The organism is Congzhengia minquanensis, assembly GCF_014384785.1.
GTDB lineage: Bacteria > Bacillota > Clostridia > UBA1381 > UBA9506 > Congzhengia > Congzhengia minquanensis.
This window is the reverse complement of the sequence record NZ_JACRSU010000001.1, coordinates 917265-937829: the sequence shown is the minus strand read 5'-3', so window position 1 is coordinate 937829 and position 20565 is coordinate 917265. Positions and strand designations below refer to the sequence as shown.

Annotated in this window: 17 protein-coding genes; 11 read left to right on the top strand and 6 right to left on the bottom strand. The window is 50.8% G+C overall.

Annotated elements, in window-relative coordinates; genetic code table 11:
- The first annotated feature begins 73 nt into the window (after positions 1-73).
- The 4 genes from H8698_RS04525 to H8698_RS04510 all read left to right on the top strand — a co-directional run bounded on the left by H8698_RS04525 (position 74) and on the right by H8698_RS04510 (position 6413).
- Complete coding sequence (locus H8698_RS04525) at positions 74-1417, top strand: hypothetical protein (RefSeq protein ID WP_249311339.1); 1344 nt, start codon at positions 74-76, stop codon at positions 1415-1417.
- 23 nt (positions 1418-1440) lie between these two features.
- On the top strand, positions 1441-2331 hold the full coding sequence (locus tag H8698_RS04520; protein ID WP_249311338.1) for a glycoside hydrolase family 16 protein: 891 nt from the start codon (positions 1441-1443) through the stop codon (positions 2329-2331).
- Positions 2332-2354: 23 nt separating this feature from the next.
- Positions 2355-3836: a serine hydrolase gene (locus H8698_RS04515; RefSeq protein ID WP_249311337.1), complete on the top strand. Its 1482-nt coding sequence runs from the start codon at positions 2355-2357 to the stop codon at positions 3834-3836.
- Between the two features lie 147 nt (positions 3837-3983).
- Positions 3984-6413: a hypothetical protein gene (locus H8698_RS04510; protein ID WP_249311336.1), complete on the top strand. Its 2430-nt coding sequence runs from the start codon at positions 3984-3986 to the stop codon at positions 6411-6413.
- A 92-nt stretch (positions 6414-6505) separates the two neighbouring features.
- On the opposite strand, the gene H8698_RS04505 is transcribed toward H8698_RS04510, so the two are convergent.
- Both H8698_RS04505 and H8698_RS04500 read right to left on the bottom strand, forming a co-directional pair.
- Positions 6506-6928: an Hsp20/alpha crystallin family protein gene (locus H8698_RS04505; RefSeq protein WP_177679941.1), complete on the bottom strand. Its 423-nt coding sequence runs from the start codon at positions 6926-6928 to the stop codon at positions 6506-6508.
- Positions 6929-7094: 166 nt separating this feature from the next.
- Entirely contained in the window at positions 7095-7958 is an 864-nt protein-coding gene (locus H8698_RS04500) for a helix-turn-helix domain-containing protein (protein ID WP_177678760.1), read from the bottom strand.
- Positions 7959-8066: 108 nt separating this feature from the next.
- Between H8698_RS04500 and H8698_RS04495 the strand changes: the two genes are divergently transcribed.
- From H8698_RS04495 to H8698_RS04480, 4 genes are all read left to right on the top strand, one after another.
- Positions 8067-9350, top strand: a complete 1284-nt coding sequence (locus tag H8698_RS04495; protein ID WP_249311335.1) for an FAD-dependent oxidoreductase — start codon at positions 8067-8069, stop codon at positions 9348-9350.
- Positions 9351-9489: 139 nt separating this feature from the next.
- On the top strand, positions 9490-10677 hold the full coding sequence (locus H8698_RS04490) for a homoserine dehydrogenase (RefSeq protein WP_249311334.1): 1188 nt from the start codon (positions 9490-9492) through the stop codon (positions 10675-10677).
- An 81-nt stretch (positions 10678-10758) separates the two neighbouring features.
- On the top strand, positions 10759-11664 hold the full coding sequence (gene thrB / locus H8698_RS04485) for a homoserine kinase (RefSeq protein ID WP_249311333.1): 906 nt from the start codon (positions 10759-10761) through the stop codon (positions 11662-11664).
- A gap of 15 nt (positions 11665-11679) precedes the next feature.
- Positions 11680-12888: an aspartate kinase gene (locus tag H8698_RS04480; RefSeq protein ID WP_177678768.1), complete on the top strand. Its 1209-nt coding sequence runs from the start codon at positions 11680-11682 to the stop codon at positions 12886-12888.
- Positions 12889-12940: 52 nt separating this feature from the next.
- Here H8698_RS04480 and H8698_RS04475 read toward each other — a convergent pair whose 3' ends face one another.
- Positions 12941-13468: a GNAT family N-acetyltransferase gene (locus H8698_RS04475; protein WP_249311332.1), complete on the bottom strand. Its 528-nt coding sequence runs from the start codon at positions 13466-13468 to the stop codon at positions 12941-12943.
- A gap of 13 nt (positions 13469-13481) precedes the next feature.
- Complete coding sequence (gene typA, locus H8698_RS04470; protein WP_488153821.1) at positions 13482-15335, bottom strand: translational GTPase TypA; 1854 nt, start codon at positions 15333-15335, stop codon at positions 13482-13484.
- A 121-nt stretch (positions 15336-15456) separates the two neighbouring features.
- Here typA and lysA point away from each other — a divergent pair, with 121 nt between their 5' ends.
- The 3 genes from lysA (at position 15457) to H8698_RS04455 (ending at position 19335) form a co-directional block, all read left to right on the top strand.
- On the top strand, positions 15457-16758 hold the full coding sequence (gene lysA, locus H8698_RS04465) for a diaminopimelate decarboxylase (protein ID WP_249311330.1): 1302 nt from the start codon (positions 15457-15459) through the stop codon (positions 16756-16758).
- Complete coding sequence (locus tag H8698_RS04460; protein ID WP_249311329.1) at positions 16755-17690, top strand: DMT family transporter; 936 nt, start codon at positions 16755-16757, stop codon at positions 17688-17690. Before lysA ends, H8698_RS04460 begins: the two co-directional genes overlap by 4 nt.
- Before the next feature lie 100 nt (positions 17691-17790).
- Positions 17791-19335, top strand: a complete 1545-nt coding sequence (locus H8698_RS04455; protein WP_249311328.1) for a DUF3794 and LysM peptidoglycan-binding domain-containing protein — start codon at positions 17791-17793, stop codon at positions 19333-19335.
- A 63-nt stretch (positions 19336-19398) separates the two neighbouring features.
- On the opposite strand, the gene H8698_RS04450 is transcribed toward H8698_RS04455, so the two are convergent.
- Entirely contained in the window at positions 19399-19608 is a 210-nt protein-coding gene (locus H8698_RS04450) for a DUF1858 domain-containing protein (protein ID WP_177677671.1), read from the bottom strand.
- A 92-nt stretch (positions 19609-19700) separates the two neighbouring features.
- Positions 19701-20228 (bottom strand): Fe-S-containing hydro-lyase, encoded by a 528-nt coding sequence (locus tag H8698_RS04445; RefSeq protein ID WP_430393560.1) that lies wholly within the window; start codon positions 20226-20228, stop codon positions 19701-19703.
- Between the last annotated feature and the right edge of the window lie 337 nt (positions 20229-20565).

The window sequence follows — 20565 nt, the reverse complement described above, 5'->3', positions numbered from 1 at the left end:
TTCTTTGCCCTGTGAGATATAGAGATTTCGTTGCTGTTTGAGCCGGCGCAGGGCGGCAGAATGGAGATTTTTTATGCATGACATATATGAACTGGGTTACACACAGCCGGAAAACAACGAATCGGCAGACGCGGCGCGTATTCAGGCAGCCATCGACCTGGCAAAGGAAACGGGGCTGAACAAAACGGTAATTCCCCGCTACAACAGGGGTGCAGGCGCCTGCCGCTGGGTTGTGGACGCGCCTGTGACAATTCCCTCTGATTTTGTGCTGGAGCTGGATAACTGCCAGGTGGAGTTAACAGGCGACGGCGGGTTTGACGTTTGCGGCGGGGAGGAAACGCCGGCTGAGCGGGTTCGTCTTGTTGGAACGGGAAACGCCTGCATAAGCGGCGGAGAAAAGGCCGGCCGGCCGCTGATTTTCATTGAAAACGCAAGGCAGGTTACGGTTTGCGGCCTCTCCCTTCAAAATCGGCACACCCGGGGGATTTTGTGCCGCGGCGTTTCACTTGCCGTAATTCGTGACATTTGGTTTTTCAACGATTTGGAGCCGGTGCTGCCCGGCGAGCTGCCGGGAAACGCAAAGGGCATTACAGTGGCCTGCGGCTGTGACAGTGTGACCGTTGAAAACATTTTTGGAACCACCCTCGGCGACACTGTGGAGGTTACCACCTTTTCCGGGGGCGGCTCGCCGCATTGTGGCGGTTCACCGCATTGTGGCAGCACGCCGCCTTGCAGCGGCACGTTGGTGAATACAAGTGCCGTGCGGGATATTTATATTAAAAACGTGCGGTCGGACTGTTCTGTGTTTTCCAACGTCCGTTTTGTAAACGGAGACGGGAATTTGCTTTCCGGCGCGTTGGTGGACGGCGTGACCGATTTGTCCCGGGAGGGCGCCTCATACCGCGCCGGGGCGGCAGTGTCCATTGGGGAAACGGTTTATGGGTTTTGCCCGGCGCGTCTTGGCGAAACACGGAATATGTCGGTGAAAAACGTGGTTTCCCGGGGCGCGTGTGCGGTGGAGCTTGTGTCTTCCGTGCAGGACATTACCATTTCAGACATCACAATGCGGTCTGACGGCGGCGCGGCGGTGGGCTGCGGGAAAACACTGGAATATAACAACATTTATCTTTGCAACGTGAAGTTCGACCCCAGGCAGGCGCCCTATCCCATTGAAGAGGTGCGGAAGCCGGACTATATTGAAACGCCCCTGTTCCCCGGGGAGCATTTTTATCCCTACCGGGCGGTGTGCAACATGCGGGACATTCACGGATTTAACTTTAAAATTAACGGCGTTTATGCAGACATGGTGGACAACCTGCTTCGCATTACCGGGAAAAACCACATTGAGCTTTACGACGTGGACGTTCCAAACATTGTTTACGACGACTTTGTGGGTGACGACTGCACGGTGGATTAATTTTTGTTGAAGGAGAAAAGCAGATGAAATTCGGGCATAGGGCCTGCGCGGCGGCGGTGTCGGCGGTTGTTTTGTTCGGTTTTGGCATAAGCATGGCAGGTGCGGAAAACCAGGGCGCGTCAGGCGGGATTTCTATGTATAAAGACCCGGCAAAAAGCTTGCTGCGGCAATTTCTTTACGGCAGCAGCATAGCGGAACGGGTGTTGTTAAAATCGGGCCAATACCGGCTTGTGTGGAGCGACGAGTTTGAAACAGGCACGGTGGACGAAACCGTGTGGAGCTTTGAAGAGGGCTATAAACGGAACAACGAGCTGCAATATTATACGAAAGACAACGCCTGGATGGAAGATGGGTGTTTGGTGTTAGAGGCAAGAAAGGAAAGCAAGTTTCCGGGGTTTGCATATACCTCTGCCAGCCTCACCACACGGCACAAAAAGTCGTTTCACCAGGGCGTGTTTGCGGTTCGGGCAAAGCTGCCCGAGGGGCAGGGCTTGCTCCCGGCGTTTTGGACCATGGGGGACCAAAACTATTGGCCCTCGGGCGGCGAGATTGACGTGTTTGAAATGGTGGGCGGCGCAGGCCGGGAAAACACCTGCCACGGCACCATTCACTGGGGGGAATATCAGGGAACGTCTTACTCGGAAAGCGGAAAGACCACGCTTTTAAGCGGAACGTTATCCGACGAATTTCACGTATATGCCGCAGAGTGGACGGACACGGAAATTATTTGGTTTTTAGACGGGCGGGAATATTACCGAACACAGCTAACAGAGGAAAACAAGAAATATTTTACCGAACCCCACCGGGTTTTGCTGAGTTTGGCCGTTGGGGGCGACTGGCCGGGCGCGCCGGACGAAACCACGGTTTTTCCTCAGCGGTATGTGATTGACTGGGTTCGGGTTTATCAAAAATAAAACGAATTTAGGAGGGCAAGAACGTGAACCATGTATCACCGGAAAAGGCGGGAATCTCCTCAGAGCAGGTGCTGAAGTTTGTTCAGAGCCTTGAAAACAGAAATCTTTCGACCCACAACGTGATTTTAGCCCGGGGGGAGGATGTTTTCTTTGAACACTACTGGCCGCCCTTTGACAAAAGCTTCGGCCACCGGATGTATTCCGTCAGCAAGAGCATTGTTTCCATTGCGGTTGGGTTTTGCGAGCAGGACGGGCTTTTGTGCCTTGACGACAAAATTTCAAAGTATTTTCCCGAGGAGGCAAAACGGGCAACGGACGAAAACCTGAAAAATCAGACCGTTCGCCATATGCTGATGATGGCAACGGCAAAGCCGGCGCAGAACTGGTTTGCCGCCGCGCCGGACGACCGCGTGCGGTTTTATTTTGAAAATGACGGGGTGCAGTCGCGGCCGTCGGGCACAATTTATAACTACGACAGCAGCGGCTCGTTTATTCTGGCGGCGCTGGCGGAGCGGCTCACGGGAAAGCCGTTTATGGAATATTTGAGAGAGAAGCTGTTCGACAAAATCGGCGTTTCAAAAGAGGCGTTTTGTCTGAAATGCCCCGGCGGCCATTCGTGGGGGGACTCGGGCGTGATTTGCACGCCCCGGGACTTGCTGAAAATTGCGCGGTTTCTGTTAAACGGCGGAACGTGGAACGGCGAGCAGATTTTAAATGAACGCTATGTGACCGAAGCCACGGCAAAGCAGATTGACAACAACCCCTGGGGTTTGAACGATTTTGACACCCAGGGCTATGGATTTCAGTTTTGGCGCACCTGGCGAAACTCGTTCTTTTTTAACGGCATGGGCTGTCAGTTTGCGGTGTGCGTTCCCGATTTAGACTTGATTTTGGTTTACAACGGCGACAATCAGGGCAAGAATTTGGCAAAGAACGTGATATTTGAAGCGTTTTTTACCCACATTGCAGACAGCATGCAGGGCGGCCCTCTGGCAGAGAATGCTGCTTCGCAGGAGCAGCTGGATGCATATTGCGCCGGCTTAACGCTTGCAGCGGCAAAGGGCAGCAAACACAGCGATTTTGAGCGGGAAGTGAACGGCGTGACGTTTGCGGTGCGGGATAATCCCATGGGGATTACGAAATTTAAACTGGAGTTCGACGGTAACGGCGGGGGGCAATTCGGCTTTACCAACGCCCAGGGGGACAAAGCAATTGCTTTTCGGATGTGTGAAAATGCGTTTGGTGCGTTTCCCCAGGAAGGGTATGCAGACGAAGTGGGAACGGTGAAAACCAAGGGGCATTTTTACCGGTGCGCCGCATCAGCGGCGTGGATTGAGCCGAAAAAGCTGTTTTTAAAGGTGCAGATTATTGACGAATATTTCGGCAATCTGGGCATTACCATTGGGTTTGACGGCAGCGGAAAGGCCGGGCTTTATTGCGCCAAAAGCGCAGAGGACTTTTTAAACGAATATGAAGGGTTTGCGGAGGCGGAAAAAATCATTTAAAAATACAACTTTTCGCAGAAAAAACAGGGGCGCCGTGCAAGATTTGTGTTGCAATTTCCTGTTGTTTATTATATAATTAGTACAGATAAGGTTCGGAAAATTTTTAATATTTGTGCAAATTAACAAAATATGCGAGGAGGAAAGAATATGAAAAAATTTTTAGCAACGATGCTGTCTTTCGCAATGCTGCTTGGCGCAGGCTTAATGCAGGTCTCAGCGCTGGGAAGCAACGAGGGCTATCCCTATTTGTTTGAAACCTTTGAGACAGAGGAAAGTCTAAACGGGTTTAACAAACCGGATGCATCACGGGCAACTGTAAGTATTGCAAAAGGCGGCGCAAACGGCAGCGGCGGCAGCTTACAGGTGCATCAAAAAAACAAGGGTTTTTTTGATGTGACATATGCGTGCGAAGGTTTGGCGCCTGTTAAGGGGCAGAAAATTCATATGTCTGCATGGGTGAAGCTGAATTCTGAAATTTTAGACCAGTTTAACAACAAAAACTGTAACGTGTTCAGCTTTATTTTCCACGGCACCGGAATTGTAACGAATGCAGGAAACAGAACCGATGTTACCGTTGGCGAGGCGTATTCCGGCACCGGCTGGAAACAGTATGACATCACAAATGTTTTGGTGAAAGACCAGTGGGTGAAGGTGGAAAAGGACATTGAATGGGAAGACGCCATGTCTATCGGCAGCGGCGCGTCCATTGGCAGCATTCAGCTGAAAACGGTGAGCCTGAGAGTTACCGGCGAGGCAGGCATTCAGGCATTGGCAGACCCCGATGCAACAGTTTTGGACTATCAGATTGACGATTTTATTTTTGAATATCCTGACAGCGACAGAATGGGTGTGAACACCGGCACGGCGGGAACCTATGTGGTGAACGACGATTATGACACTTCCTCTGTTACCGGTGAATTAGACGGCCGCAGCGACGACTGTTCGCTGGGTTACAGGCAGGTGTTAAGCCCCGTTGTAACGGATGATAAGGGCACTCACGGCAAGAATTTCGCAGACACAACATTCAGTAACGTTTATCTTAAAATGGGCCACCTTTACAAGGTTTCGGGCTGGTTCCGCTATGATGGAATTGAAGGCGACGAGGGCTTATATGGCGACACCGCAAAAATTAGGCAAATTATTTACGCCGGCAAAAGGGATCCGGAGGATAAAAACTCTTTCACAAGCGGTTATCCCAGTGTGTACCCTGCGGTTATTCCTAAGGGCCAGTGGACAAAGGTAGAGTATTACTACTATTATGAATATCAAGCATATGACAACAACAACTTCCATGTGGGCTTCCGTATCTGTCCTGAAAAAGCAGAGGAAGGCACGTATGCAACTGACGACCCGGCAGGCGCCGGAACGTTTGGATTTGACAAGCTGCAGGTGTTTGACTTAGGTGTTATCGGCAACGGGGACATGGAAATCAGCGGTGACGGATTAAAGGTGTTTAAAAACACCGGTGAGGTTACGCAGACGTTCCCGGGCTGGACTGCCAACAATGCCACGGCCGAAGTCAGCACTGACACGGCCAGCGGCGAGGGGCAGAGCATGAAAATGACCTCCACCGGCAATTACGGCGACATGAAAACCAGTGCTACCTTCGAGCAGGGCAAACTTTACCGCATCAGCTTCAAGGCAAAAACCGAGGGACTGGAGGAAAACGCAGAAGTTCCGATTTCCCTTATCTTTGACAGATACACAAATAAAGACCCCGGAACAACAGAAGTTTATAAGGTGCCCAACTTTGAATATATGGTTGGCCCTGAAACCTTTGACAATGCTAAGACGGAGTGGACAATTTCTAACGATTGGAAAGAATTTTCCGGCTGGTATAAAGTGAACTTCCCGCGGATTGAGGGAAAAGAAGATGCCAGCATAGCCAACCTTGTGCCGCGGCGCCCTATGCTGTATTTCCGTGTGAATAAATCGACCAATCCGGAAGGAACGGTGCTTTATCTGGACGACTTAAAGGTTGAGGAAATGGGCAACAGCAACCTGATGGATGATTTGAAAAACGGGCTGGACGCAGATGTGGCAGACATTTCCGCCACAGGCGCAGCGGTGCCGGGAAGTGAAATTTCCCTTTCCTACACCTATGTTCCGAAATACAGCGAAGAAGAAAACAAGGCGGCAACGGTGATTAAGGCATATTCTGTGCTTCCCGGCGGCGAAATCCGCAACTATGGCACCTTTGCGCCGGACCAGGCATTTACTGTGCCAAGCTGTGCGGCAGGACAGGATATCACTTTTGAAATTATCCCCATCAGCACCGCAGGCCTAATCGGCAACCGCGCAACGTTCACCGTCGGCGCGGCAACGGATTATATCGTCTACGACGCGGCGGCAGGAAAAGTGACTGCCGGCTGCAGCGGGGCGTCTGCAACAATTCTTTACGCCTCCTACAATGGGGGGCAGCTCACGTCGTTTGCCGTAACCGACGCGGTGTTTGAAGAAGGAAAATTTGAAGAAACCGTTCCGGCGGAATTTTCGCCTGGCGAGGGGGACACTGTGAAGGTTATGATGTGGAAAGACCTTACAAACTGCACTCCCATCTGCGCATACACACGTTAAACAAAAATAAAGACAGGAAAAAGCGGGCTGCCAAACTGTTTGGCGGCCCGCTTTCAAAATGGGGGGTAAATGGGGTATCTAAAGTGAGGGGATTATTGAATTTCAATCTGGCTTACTTTCGCTTTTTCCTCCGTTTGCTTCGGCATGGAGAGCTCTAAAACGCCGTCTTTATAGCTTGCGGTGATTTTATCGGTATCCACGTCGGAAACATTGAAGCTCCTTGCAAACGAGCCGAACCTGCGTTCCTTGCGGATATACTGGCCGCTTTTGTCCTCAGTTTCTTCCTTGTGCTCTGCCGAAATGGTGAGATAGTCGCCGTTTAGGTCGATATGGATATCCTCCTTGGCAAATCCCGGCAGCTCCGCCTGCAGGACATATGCGCCGTCTTTGTCGATGATATCGGTTTTGAAGGCAGAAAGATAGCTGCCTGAGTCACCGAAAAAGCTCTTTTCAAAATCGTTAAAATAGCGGTACAAATCTTTTTCCTTGCGTCCAAATGGAATTAAATCAAACATACAATCTCCTCCAATTCATTTTATTTTTATTTTTCATTGAAACGCTTTATTTTATGGTTCCCATTGAAACCATCTCCTTTTTTGTTTCTAAGACTATTATAACCCAAATTTGTGACAAAATTTCATAGAATTTGTAAATAAAATTAATAACTTTCATGAACAAATTTTAAACGCTTTTTTTCGACTTTTTTCGAAAGGCCGCCGGGGGCAGGCCATAGGCCTTTTTAAAGCAGGATATGAAATAGTTCGAGTCGGAAAAACCCGTCATTTCTGAAATGGTTTTCACAGAAAAGTCGGAGTCTAAAAGCAGGGTTTTTGCCTCGGTGAGGCGTTTTTCCTGAATATATTTCATCACCGGCACGCCCTGGTGTTTTACAAACACGTGGCTTACGGCGGAAAGGGAGCAAAAACAGTTTTTGCTGATGTCCCGCAGGGTGATGCCGTCTGCAAAATGGCGGTTAACATAGGTCAGCAGCCGGCTGTAGAGGGAGCGCTCGGAATTGTCGGCGGCATCGCTTTCGGTAAGCGCTGAAAGGTATGACAGCAGAAAGCACAGCGGCTCAATTTCCGCCCGGAGCGAGGCAAATTCAGGCGGCTGGGGAGAAAGCTTTTGGTAAAGTCCGAAAAGGGTTTCTTTGGAGATGAGATATTCTTCTGCAACGCGGCGCACCCGCTTTTTCGCCTCGGTTTCACGGGTTTTAAATCCGCTGACGCTGACGAAACCAATAATTTTGTCCTGCTGTGCGCCTCCCGGTATGGGAAACACAAATTCTTCTACCCCGGCGTGGCACATGCCGAAAAATGCGCCGTTCTTCAAACGCTCATACACCTTTTTCTGGCTGTGAATACATTGGTCCCAGGCTTCAGGGCTGGTTTTTAAAGCCAGGCAATAGGGGTGGTAGTGAATGTTATATTTTGCAGGCAGGGCGCAAAAGCCGGTGTCGCGGCGGAAGCAAAAGGTGACATAATAGCCCTTTGCACGAAGCAGCCGGATATAGTTTTCCACGGCGGTTTCCAGTTCTAGAATCATAAAGCCATCTCCTTGCATGAATTTAAAGTTTTTTTGCAGGATTTCAAAGGAATTTGCGCTGTGTATATTATATGATAGAGGGGAAAGAAAGTCAAGGAGTGATGAAACATGAAGACTTACACAGAAAAGGCACGGGAAATTCCTGTTGCGGCGGAGGTCGACGTTTTGGTGGCAGGCGGCGGGCCTGCCGGGTTTGCAGCCGCCTATACCGCGGCGAAAAACGGGGCTTCCGTTTTGCTGATAGAACAGGGGGGAGATGTGGGAGGCATGTCTACCATCGGTCTGATGAGCCATTGGGTCGGCCGGGCAGACAGCAAGCTTTACCACGAAATTTTAAGGCGCAGCGCAGACCGGAACCCCGGCGCGTATCAGGGCGTGCAGACAAGGCTGATCAACACCGAGGAGCTGAAAACGCTGTATTTGGAAATGCTGGAGGAGGTTCACGCACGCCTGATGCTTTATACCTTTGTCAGTGATGTCATTACGGATAACGGCGCGGTGACCGGCCTGATTGTGGAAAATAAGGCGGGCAGGCAGGCAATTCTGGCCAAAACGGTGGTAGACGCCACAGGGGACGGCGATGTGGCGGCCCGGGCCGGGGCGGAGTTTCAGCTGGGCCGTGAGAACGACCAGAAAATGCAGCCCATGACGCTGATGTTTAAGGTGGGCGGCGTGGATGTGGAAAACGCAGCCCTTCCCGGTTCTTTTGAATCGCTGGTGGAAACAGAAAAAGGGGAGCTGCAGGCGTTGGCAAAACAGCTTTTGCCCCATCCGGCGGGCCATGTTTTGCTGTATGAAAACGTTTTGCCCGGCATTGTTACGGTAAACATGACCAACGTGACAGGGGCGGACGGCACCGACTCCGGCGACCTGACAAAGGCGACCGTTGTGTGCCGGAAGCAGATGGAAAAGATTGTGGCGTTTCTGCGGGAATTTGTTCCTGGCTTTGAAAACTGCTTTTTAATTACGTCTGCGTCGTTTATGGGCGTGCGGGAAACCAGGCATTTTGAGGGCGTGGCTAGGCTGACGGAGCAGGATATTTTAGAGGCGCGCCAGTTTCCCGACTGGGTGGTGAAAGACGCCCACTTTAATTTTGACGTGCACAACATTTCGGGCAGCGGGCTGGACGAAACCGGGGCGCAAAAGCACTTTAGCCAGCAGAAGGGCTACGACATTCCCATTGGCTGCCTCATTCCGAAGCACATAGACGGGCTGGTGCTGTCTGGCAGGAATATTTCGGGCACGCACATGGCACATTCCAATTTCAGGGTAATGCCCATTTGTGTGGGAACAGGCGCGGCGGCAGGCGCAATTGCGGCAATCGCGGCGAAAAGCGGCCAAAAACCCCGTGACGTGCAGGCGGCTGATGTGCAGGCGGTTTTACTGGGCTAAAAGACAAGATTTTTGGGAAAAAAAGCGTGGATTTTGTGAAATCCGCGCTTTTTTTACAGTTTTTACAAAAAAGTGTTGACCTGAAATCTCAAGTGCTATATAATACAATTATGTAATTATTTACAAGGGGGCTTGTTTCATGGTAAAAATCGCAATATTGGGATATGGTACCGTCGGTTCCGGCGTTTATGAAATTTTGAAAAAAAATCCGCCGTCCATTGCTAAAAAGGCGGGGGATTCCATTGAAATAAAATATATTTTAGATATCAGGGAGTTCGACGGCCACCCGGAAAAGCATTTGTTTACCAAAAATTTTGACGACATTTTAAACGACGACGAGGTTTCTATTGTTGTTGAGGTAATGGGCGGCTTAGAGCCGGCTTATTCGTTTTCTAAATCTGCGCTATTAAAGGGCAAAAGTGTGGTAACTTCAAACAAGGAGCTGGTGGCCACCCACGGCACAGAGCTGATTCGCCTGGCAAAAGAGCACGACGCCAACTATTTCTTTGAAGCTTCTGTGGGCGGCGGAATTCCCATCATCAGGCCTTTAAACCAGTGCCTCACCGCCAACGAAATTGACGAGGTGCACGGCATTTTAAACGGCACCACCAACTTTATTTTAACCAAGATGTTTGAAGAGGGTGCGACCTTTGAAAGCTCTTTGAGGGAGGCCCAGAGCTTAGGCTATGCGGAGCGCAATCCCGAGGCCGACGTGGAGGGCCACGACGCCTGCCGGAAAACTGCGATTTTGGCCTCTTTGGCAACCGGAAAATTTGTAGACTACCATGACATTCCCACCGAGGGCATTACAAAAATTTCCACGGCAGACGTGTTTTTTGCCGGAAAGATTGGCTATGTAATTAAGCTCATTGGTTCGGCGGAGGTTGGACCGGACGGCAAGGTGCAGGCCATTGTTGCGCCCCGCCTTGTTTCAAAAGACAGTCAGCTTGCAGATGTAAACGGCGTGTTTAACGCCATTTTGGTTCACGGCGATTCGCTGGGCGACGTGATGTTTTACGGCCGGGGCGCGGGCAAGCTGCCCACCGCCAGCGCCGTTGTGGCAGACGTGATTGACGCGGCCAAGCACATTCACATTAACAAATGGGTGATTTGGTCGGAGGCCGAGGGCGATATTATGCAAAATCCAGGCGAATGTGTTTACCGTTATTTTGTGCGCACCTCCAATAAGGCTTTGGCAGAGAATTTGCCCGGCGTGGACGTGATTGGAACGCTGGAGGGCGAAACGGTTTTCACCACCGGCGAAATGAAAGAGAAGGATTTTATGCAGACAGCAGGCGGAAAGTGTGCGTATATCCGAATTCTATAACCTCGCTGAAGACGTTTCCCGCTTCTGCATGCGGCGGGGGACATCTTATAGTTAGCTGAAACGAAACCGGGAGGGAAAAAGATGGGAAAGGTGAAAGTGCGGGTGCCGGGTACCTCTGCCAACATGGGGCCGGGGTTCGATTCCATTGGGCTGGCGCTGTCCATTTACAATTACATAGAGGCGGAAGAGACAGAATCGGGTCTGTGCATTGAGGTTTTGGACGCGGAAACGAAGGAGTTCCTTCCCACCGATGAAAAAAATTTGGTTTACAAGTCTATGAAATATTTGTTCGACAAGGCAGATTACCGCCCCAAAGGCTTAAAGCTTGTTTTAAACAGCGAGGTTCCCGTAACCAGGGGCTTAGGCTCAAGCTCCGCCTGCATTGTGGGCGGCCTGGCGTGCGCCAACGAGCTTTCGGGAAAACCGTTTTCTTCCCGGGAGATTATGGCCATGGCCACGCAGATTGAGGGCCATTCTGACAATGTGTGCGCCGCAGTCAGCGGCGGGTTTACCGTTTCGGTTTTTCAGAAGGACGAGATTTTTTACTATTCCCACAAGATGAACGGCGACTTAAAATTTTTAGTGCTCATTCCCGACTATGCGGTGACCACGCAAAAGGCGCGGAACACCCTGCCGGGCTATTATCCCCGGCGGGACGTGTCGTTTAACATTTCCCACGCGTCGCTCCTGGTTGCCTCCATGGTTTCGGGAAATTATGAAAATTTGCTCTGCGCCATGGACGACCGGGTGCACGAGCCTTACCGTAAAGTGTTTATTGACGGATATCCGAAAATTTATAATAAATTAAAGTCTTACGGGTCTTTGGGCACCTATATCAGCGGCTCGGGGCCAACGCTGGTTTCGGTTGTGGAGGCCGACGACGCGGAACTTTTTTATGAAGACATTTATGAATATATGCAAAAAGCCCACCCCACCTGGACCGTAAAGCTGTTGGATGCGGACAACGAGGGCGTGAAGGTGATTTAACAGGAGGTTTTGAATTTGGGTTTAATTGTTCAAAAATTTGGGGGCACGTCGGTTGCCAACACGGAGCGTTTAAAGAACGTGGCGAAAATTGTGACCGACACCTACAAGGCCGGAAACGGCGTGATTGTTGTGGTAAGCGCTCAGGGCGACACCACCGACGATTTGATTGAAAAAGCAAGGGAAGTGAACACAAATCCTTCCAAGCGTGAGATGGACATGCTGCTTTCCACAGGCGAGCAGATTTCGGCTTCTCTTTTAGCCATGACCATTGAAAGCATGGGATTTCCTGTGATTTCCCTCACCGGGTGGCAGGCCGGCATTGCCACAGACTCGAACTATTCTGCCAGCAGAATTAAAAAGATTGACACAGAGCGGCTGTCTGCCGAGCTTGACAAAAAGCGCATTGTGATTGTTACGGGCTTTCAGGGCCTGAATAAATATGACGACATTACCACTTTGGGCCGCGGCGGGTCTGACACGTCGGCCGTGGCGCTGGCCGCGGCGTGCCATGCGGATTTGTGCGAAATTTACACCGACGTGGACGGGGTTTACACCACCGACCCGCGGATTGTTCCCGACGCGAAGAAGCTTTCGGAAATTTCGTTTGACGAAATGCTGGAGCTGGCAAGTTTGGGCGCCAATGTGCTCCACAACCGTTCGGTGGAAATGGCAAAAAAATATAATGTGAACATGTGCGTTCGTTCCAGCATTACCCGTGCGGAGGGAACATTTGTTAAGGAGGTTGTTAATATGGAATCGATGGTAGTCAGAGGTGTGACAAAGGATAACGACGTTGCGAGGATTTCCCTCTGCCACATAGAGGATACGCCGGGAAAGGCGTTTCGCATTTTCTCCCTTTTGGCAAAATATAACATTAATGTGGATTTGATTATTCAGTCCATTGGCAGGGAAAACACGAAAGACATCAGCTTTACCGTGTCGGAAGGAAATTTAAAAGAGGCGCTTGATTTAATTGAGAACAACAAAGACCTTATCGGCTACGGCGAATTGAGCTATAACACCGAAGTTTCAAAGGTATCCATTGTGGGGGCGGGCATGGTGACAAACGCCGGCGTTGCGGCAAAAATGTTTGAGGCGCTTTACGACGCGCACATCAACATTCATATGATTGCCACCTCGGAGATTAAGGTTTCTGTTTTGATTGACCAGGGCATGGAAAACAAAGCGATTAAAGCCATTCACGACAAGTTTGAATTGGCTTAAAGCACATAAAACCCCCGCTGCGAAGTTGCTTCCGCAGCGGGGGTTTTTATTTTTACAGCACAAATTCCATTTGGCAGTCGAACGGTTCTTGTTCCACGTGTTCCGGATTATATTCCTCCGCCTCCACACAGCCCAGCGCTTTATAAAACGCCTGGGTTTCCACGGCGGAGTGGGCCGAAATATAAAGCTTTTTCGCGCCGCGTTCCCGGGCCCAGTCTGCGGCGCGGGCAAACAGCTCCCTGCCCGTTCCGCGGCCGCGCAGTTCTGCCGACACGTGAAGGCTGGATAAGTCCAGATAGTCGCGGGCCTTTCCCAGCGGCCGGCTTTCCACCGAGGCAAAGCCCTTGAGCGTTTCGCTCAAAAATGCGCCGAACACAACGCCCCCTGTTTGAACCGTGTTTTTTAAGCAGGAGACCAAAAAGGAATAGTCCTCTTCGCTCCATTGGTCGATGAAAGGCGCGGCCTGAATTTGCCACTGCCCGTCCTGTTTGCGCCAGCAGTTGGTAACAACCTGGCGGCGCTGGAACCCGGCAAACAGCTGCCGGCAAATTTCTTGTTCCGAAAGCTTGCGGTAAATCACGTTTTGTCCTCCGTCAGCCCTGTTTTTTCATTCTTCCGGCCAGCTTGTCCCGGTCGGACTTTGATAAAATCCGTTTTCTTAAGCGAATGCTTTTCGGCGTAACTTCAACCAGCTCGTCGTCGGAAATGAACTCTAAGCACTGCTCTAAGCTCATGTTGATGGGCGGGGTGAGCTTCACCGTGTCGTCGCTGCCCGAGGCCCGCATGTTGGTGACGTGCTTCTTTTTGCAGACGTTTACCGTAAGGTCTTCCCCTTTGGCGTTTTCGCCTACAATCATGCCCTCATACACCTTAACGCCGGGGCCTAAAAACAGCGCGCCGCGCAGCTCTGCATTCAGCAGGCCATAGGCCACGGTGGTGCCGCTTTCCCACGCAATCATGGAGCCGCGGTTTCTCGTTTGCATTTCGCCTTTAAATTCGTCGAACCCTTCTAAAATGGAGTTCATAATGCCGTTGCCCTTGGTGTCGGTTAAAAACTCGTTGCGGTAGCCGATTAAGCCACGGGAGGGAATGGTGAACTCTAAACGCATATAGCCGTCTGCCGTGGGCTGCATGTTTTCCATCTGCGCCTTGCGGATTCCCAGCTTTTCAATGACGCTGCCGGAAAACTCCTCCGGCACGTCGATGATTAAACGCTCCATAGGCTCCAGTTGTTTACCGTTTTTCTCTTTAAAAATAACCTGTGGGCGCGATACCTGAAATTCGTATCCCTCGCGCCGCATGGTTTCGATTAAAATGGAAAGGTGCAATTCTCCCCGGCCGGAAACCTTAAAACAGTCTGCGCTGTCGGTTTCCTCAACCTTTAGGCTCACGTTGGTTTCCAGCTCCCGGAACAGCCTGTCGCGGATGTGGCGGCTGGTGACGAACTCGCCCTCCTGTCCGGCAAAGGGGCTGTTGTTTACCATGAAGTTCATGGAAATGGTCGGCTCGTCCACCTCAATGACGGGCAGGGGGTCGATGCAGCCGGTGTCACAGATGGTTTCGCCAATGTTAATGTCTCCCAGGCCGGAAATGCAGATGATGTCCCCTGCCGGAACCTCTTGCACCTCCTGCCTTGCGAGGCCCTCAAAGGTGTAAATTCTGCCGGCTTTCACGTTGGACGTTGTGCCGTCGGTGTGGCACAGCGCCACGGTTTGGTTATAGCGCGCCGTGCCCCGGGCAATTTTGCCCACGGCGATTTTGCCGATATATTCATCATAGTCGATGTTGGCAATGCGCACCTGAAGCGGACCCTCGGGGTCGCCTGCCGGCGCGGGGACATAGTCTAAAATCACGTTAAAAAGCGGGGTTAAATCGTTTTTTAAATCGTCTTGCTCCAGGCCGCAAATACCCTGTTTTGCCGAGGTGTAAACCACGGGAAAGTCCGCCTGCTCGTCGGTTGCGCCCAGGTCGATGAACAAGTCCAGCACCTCGTCGATTACCTGTTCGCACCGGGCCTGGGGACGGTCGATTTTATTAATTACCACAATGGGTTTTAAATTTAGCTCTAACGCCTTTTTTAAAACAAACCTGGTTTGGGGCATGGCGCCTTCAAATGCGTCTACCACCAAAAGCACGCCCTCAACCATGCCCAGCACGCGCTCAACCTCGCCGCCGAAGTCGGCGTGTCCCGGTGTGTCCACAATGTTAATTTTCACGCCCTCGTGCATGACACTGGTGTTTTTAGAAAGAATGGTGATGCCGCGCTCGCGCTCTAAATCGTTCGAGTCCATTACGCGCTCTGCCACCTGCTCGTTTTCGCGGAAAATGCCGCTGTTTTTAAACATTGCGTCCACCAATGTGGTTTTGCCGTGGTCAACGTGGGCAATAATGGCAATGTTTCGAATGTTGTTGCTGTTTTCCAAAAAAATTCCTCCGATATATTTCATGTTTTTTATGATCTCTAACTTTTAATTGTAGCACAAAACGCTAAAAAGTCAAATATAAATTGACACATTGCAGAAATTTTGTTAAAATAATAGCAGAATACGGTAGACAAGGAGGCATTTTATGTTTGTTTCTAACCATATAAATGTGAATGAGAAAAACCATCTGTCCATTGGAGGCTGCGACAGCCTTGATTTGGCAAAGAAATTCGGCACGCCCCTTTATGTGCTGGACGAAGCGGTTATCCGTGAAAACTGCAGACGCTATGTGGACTCGGTGAACAAGTTTTATAACGGAAACGGAATGATTTTATATGCCAGCAAGGCTCTGTGCGCCGGCGGCGTGTTAAAAATTGCAGACGAGGAGGGCCTGGGGCTGGACGTTGTGTCCGGCGGGGAGCTTTATACCGCGCACAAGGCCGGTTTTCCCATGGAAAAGGTATATTTTCACGGCAACAACAAGTCGGAAGACGAGCTTCGCATGGCGCTGGATTTTGGCGTGGGCCGGTTTGTTGTGGACAATGAGCAGGAACTGAGCGCTTTAAGCCGTCTGGCAAAGGAAAAGGGCAAAACGGCTTCTGTTTTGTTCCGCATTAAGCCCGGGGTTGACGCCCACACCCACGACTTTATCCGCACGGGGCAAATCGACTCGAAATTCGGCGTTGCACTGGAAACCGGAGAGGCGCTTGCCATTGTGAAAAAGGCGGTTTGTGCGGAAAACATTGCGTTTTGTGGAATTCACTGCCACATTGGCTCGCAGATTTTTGATTTAGCTCCTTTCTGCGAGGCGGCGTCTGTTATGATGGGCTTTATTAAGGAAATTAAAACAGAGTGCGGCGCAGATGTGCGCGAACTGAATTTAGGCGGCGGCTTTGGCATATCTTACACAGAGGCGGACGATCCGCTGCCCTATGGAACGTTTATGGAGGCGGTGAGCCGCGTGATTCATGAAGAGGCGGAAAAGCATGGCGTTGCGCTGCCTTTCATTTTAATGGAGCCGGGCAGGAGCATTATCGGCCCTGCAGGTGTGACTCTTTACACCGTTGGGAATGTGAAGGAAATTCCGGGTGTTCGGACGTATGTTTCCGTTGACGGCGGCATGGCGGACAATCCGCGCTATATCTTGTATCAGGCGGAGTATGACTTTTTAAACGCCGGAGCGGCGGGCAGCGATAAGACAGAGGTTGTCACCGTGGCGGGCAAGTGCTGTGAGAGCGGCGACCTTTTAGGCGAGCACGTAGCGATTCAGCCGGTTCGTCCGGGGGACATTTTGGCAGTGATGGCCACGGGAGCCTATAACTATTCTATGGCCAGCCACTATAACCGTTTGCCCAATCCGGCGGTGGTGCTGGCTGACGGCGGGTCGGCCCGGGTGATTGTAAGACGCGAAACCTATGAAGATTTAGTGAAGAACGACGTGTTATGAGGAAGTCCCAGGAGCAGGTTCTTCAAAATAAAATAAACGTGTGCCTGCTGGCTTTGGTGTCGTGCCTGCTGTGGGGCAGCGCCTCGCCCTGTATTAAAACGGGGTATGACTGGCTGTGCATTTCTTCCGCCGACGTGGGCGCACAGCTTTTGTTTGCCGGCGTAAGATTCACCCTGGCGGGCATTATCACCGTGGCGGCAGGGAGCCTGATGTTTCACAGAAAATTGGTTCCCACGAAAAAGACGTTTCCCTCCGTTTGTGTTTTGGCTCTGGTGCAGACCGTGGTGCAATATTTTTTCTTCTATGTGGCGCTTTCCAACACAACCGGGGTGCGCGCCGCGGTAATTCAGGGGGCAAACGCGTTCATTGCCCTGTTTGTGGCGGCGCTGGTTTTTAAAATGGAGCGGCTTACCGTGAAAAAAGTGGCTGGCTCGGCCGTGGGATTTTTGGGCGTTATCATCATTAATCTGGCCGGGGGCAGCTTTGGCAGCGGATTTCGGCTTGCCGGCGAAGGGTTTATCATTCTTTCTACCGTGGCCTATGCCTTTTCTTCAGCCCTGATTAAAATTTATGCAAAAGACGAGCACCCGTTTACGTTAAGCGGCTGGCAATTTTTTCTCGGCGGGCTGGCGCTTTGCGCAATCGGCCTTTGCCTGGGCGGGCGGTTTTCCCTTACGCTTCCTGCCGCGGGGCTGATTTTATATCTGGCGTTTTTGTCTGCCGCGGCATATAGCCTGTGGGGGCTGCTTTTAAAATATAACTCTGTGGCTTCGGTTACGGTTTACAGCTTTGCCATTCCGGTTTTCGGAACCATTCTCTCTGCAATTATTTTAAAGGAAGGGGCCCAGGCGGCAAGCCTGCAAAGTCTGGCGGCGCTGGTGTTGATTACCGTTGGCATTATCATGGTGAACCGGGAGGAGAACAAACGATAAAAAAATTCGGCTGCTTGGCCGGATTTTTTTTATTTTTGGAATATATTTATATTCTTGCGCATACAGTTTAACAAGAAATTAAGAAAGCAGGTGTGCGTATATGGAAATAAAAAAGGAAAACATAAATTTAACCGAGAGAAACGTGAAGCTGAACTCCAACGTTATGGTGGAGGGCGATATCATTGTGCCCGACATTAAGCCCGACATTCGCGAGATTTTGCTGGCGGACGCAAACGTGGTGACGCAGTCGTCTGAATATCGCGGCGGAAAGCTTTATGTTTCCGGGAATGTGTTTTTCAAGATTTTATACCGTCCGGATTCTGAGGGAGAGGGCTGCGAATTAAAATCGCTGGACGCATCTTTCGAATTTTCCGACAGCGTGGACATTCCCTCCGGAGAGGATTTAACGTTTTTTGTCTGCGCCTCAACCGAGCACATTGGATTTACCCTTGTGAACTCCAGAAAGCTGTCTATGAAGGTGATTGCAGCTTTGGGGATTAACGGATACCGGGAGCGCAGCTTTGCGCCTGTTACGTCTGTAACAGGCGACGATGTGCAGTGCCGCGAAAAGCGGTTTAACATTTACATGCCGGTGGCAGACGAGCAGTCGGACATTACCGTTTCCGACTTTTTAACCGTGCCTGCCGACATGCCGGACATTGACGAAATTTTAAAGGTGGACGCATGGGCCTCAGGGGGCGACTGCAAAATTATGAACGGCAAGGTGATGGTGAAGGGCACGCTCCACTTAAAAACCCTTTATACTGCCGCTCAGGACGGCTACACCACAGAGCTGGTGTGCCATGAAATTCCGTTTACAGAAATTGTGGAGGCCGAAGGAGTGGACGAAAACTGTGCCGCAGGCGTAATCTTCTCTGTGAAGGACGTTTTGGCCAGCGCCAAGGGCGACATTAACGGCGACACAAAAATTATCAGCGCGGAGATTTTAGTAAACGCCAGGGTGAAAGCTTCAAAAACCGTGCAGGAGACCATTTGTGACGACTGCTACGCAATTCACGGCGCAATGGAAACGGAAACCGAAAAAATGGAACTGTTAGAATATGTTGCCTCAGAAAACACTGAATTTACGGAAACACAGTCGGTGGAGATGCCCAAAAACGTGAAGATGAAAAATGTGATAAACGTAACCGCAAAACCCATTTTGCGGGAGACCTGCGTGGAAGACGGCGCTCTTCACATGCGCGGCACGCTGGTTTCTTTCCTGTTATACCGGGAGGAGAAAGAGGACGGACAGATTAAATGCGCCGTGACGGAAACCGATTTCGACTGGCAGAAGAACGTTCCCGGCCAAGGGCTTATCGCCGACTGCGACCTTTGGGTGGAAGACATAGCGGCAACGAAGCTCAGCGCAGACGAAGCGGAAGTGAAAGCCACCATGGGGCTGAACGCAAAGGTTTTGAAAAAAAGTGAAATTGACATTATTACCGGATGCACCGCGGTGGAAACAGACGAAGCGGAGGAAAACCGCCCCAGCCTGGTAATTTATTTCACCGAAGACGGCGACACCTTGTGGGACGTTGCCAAGAAATATGGCACCACGGTGGAGAAAATTCAGTCTGCCAACGGCATTGAAACAGACCGGTTCAGCAGCGGAAAGAAGATTTTAATTCCCCGGGCCTGCTGATTGAAAAAAAGGGAAAGAAAAGAGCAGCCGTTTAGAAAAACGGCTGCTTTTTGTGTTTTTTTCTTATTCGTTATCTGCCAAAAACGCGTTAATGCGCTCAACCAGCGCGTCTGCGTCCTCACCGTGAACCGCGCAGGCCTGGGCGATTGATTCGCCGCTTGCCGACGGGCAGCCCAGGCAGTGCATTCCAATTTCAAAGAAGAACTGCGCTGTGTCTGGATTTAATTTTAACACATCAACAATGATTGTGTCTTTCGTTACTTGTTTTGCCATTATTTTTTCCTGCCTTTCCGCCTGTTTCATAGTTATTTTAACTTGCGCCGGCCGCCCAGGCCAGCGGGGCGCAGTGGGTTTGGATATGCGTTTTATGAGGCTCTGCGATAAAGGTTGTTGCCGAAACAGTCGATCACCACGGTCAGCGGCATGTTCTCAACCACCAGCCGTTTCACGGATTCGGGGCCCAAGTCCTCATATGCGATTACGTCCGCCTGTTTGATGGCGTTGGCATATAAAGCGCCTGCGCCGCCGATTGCCGCCAGGTAAACCGCGCCGTTTCGTTTGATTGCGTCGGCCACCGCGTCGCTTCTGTCGCCCTTGCCGACCATGGCAAGCAGCCCCAAATCAAGCAGGGCGGGGGCAAACTGGTCCATGCGGCAGCTGGTGGTGGGTCCGCAGGAGCCGATCACCCTGCCGGGCTTTGCCGGGCACGGGCCGGCGTAATAAATGGTTTGGCCGGTCAAATCGAACGGAAGGGGTTTGCCCGCAGCCAGCGCCTCTGCCATGCGCTTGTGTGCCGCGTCCCGGGCGGTGAACATTACGCCGCTCACTGAGATATTATCCCCGGCTTTCAGGGTTTTAATGACATCCTTTGTAAATGGCAGATGAATATTCACGGCAACCTCCATCATATTTTGCAATCTCACTTAATATTATACTATAGCTGCCATTGAATTTCAAGATGCCGGAAGGAAATTTTTTATGAACGAAACCGGCATTATTACAAGATTTTTAAAAATATTATGTAAACAATGCACGATTAGTTAACATTAGTTATTAACATTGCCAACAGGGTTATGAACAAGCAAAATAGTGAAATTAAGCTTTTTTGGCAAGGTTATGCACACTATCAACAGGTTATCAACAGGTTTTTGCCTTTGTTGAAGGGCTGTGTAATGTGCCTGTAAAGGTGCGTTAACACAGTTAAAACATTTGGTTTACATAATTATATTA

Bases quoted from the DNA above. Each gene is read 5' to 3' on its own strand.
- H8698_RS04525 (WP_249311339.1), top strand. From the start codon at position 74: ATGCATGACATATATGAACTGGGTTACACACAGCCGGAAAACAACGAA.
- H8698_RS04520 (WP_249311338.1), top strand. From the start codon at position 1,441: ATGAAATTCGGGCATAGGGCCTGCGCGGCGGCGGTGTCGGCGGTTGTT.
- H8698_RS04510 (WP_249311336.1), top strand. From the start codon at position 3,984: ATGAAAAAATTTTTAGCAACGATGCTGTCTTTCGCAATGCTGCTTGGC.
- H8698_RS04505 (WP_177679941.1), bottom strand. From the start codon at position 6,928: ATGTTTGATTTAATTCCATTTGGACGCAAGGAAAAAGATTTGTACCGC.
- H8698_RS04500 (WP_177678760.1), bottom strand. From the start codon at position 7,958: ATGATTCTAGAACTGGAAACCGCCGTGGAAAACTATATCCGGCTGCTT.
- H8698_RS04495 (WP_249311335.1), top strand. From the start codon at position 8,067: ATGAAGACTTACACAGAAAAGGCACGGGAAATTCCTGTTGCGGCGGAG.
- H8698_RS04490 (WP_249311334.1), top strand. From the start codon at position 9,490: ATGGTAAAAATCGCAATATTGGGATATGGTACCGTCGGTTCCGGCGTT.
- thrB (WP_249311333.1), top strand. From the start codon at position 10,759: ATGGGAAAGGTGAAAGTGCGGGTGCCGGGTACCTCTGCCAACATGGGG.
- typA (WP_488153821.1), bottom strand. From the start codon at position 15,335: ATGAAATATATCGGAGGAATTTTTTTGGAAAACAGCAACAACATTCGA.
- lysA (WP_249311330.1), top strand. From the start codon at position 15,457: ATGTTTGTTTCTAACCATATAAATGTGAATGAGAAAAACCATCTGTCC.
- H8698_RS04460 (WP_249311329.1), top strand. From the start codon at position 16,755: ATGAGGAAGTCCCAGGAGCAGGTTCTTCAAAATAAAATAAACGTGTGC.
- H8698_RS04455 (WP_249311328.1), top strand. From the start codon at position 17,791: ATGGAAATAAAAAAGGAAAACATAAATTTAACCGAGAGAAACGTGAAG.
- H8698_RS04450 (WP_177677671.1), bottom strand. From the start codon at position 19,608: ATGGCAAAACAAGTAACGAAAGACACAATCATTGTTGATGTGTTAAAA.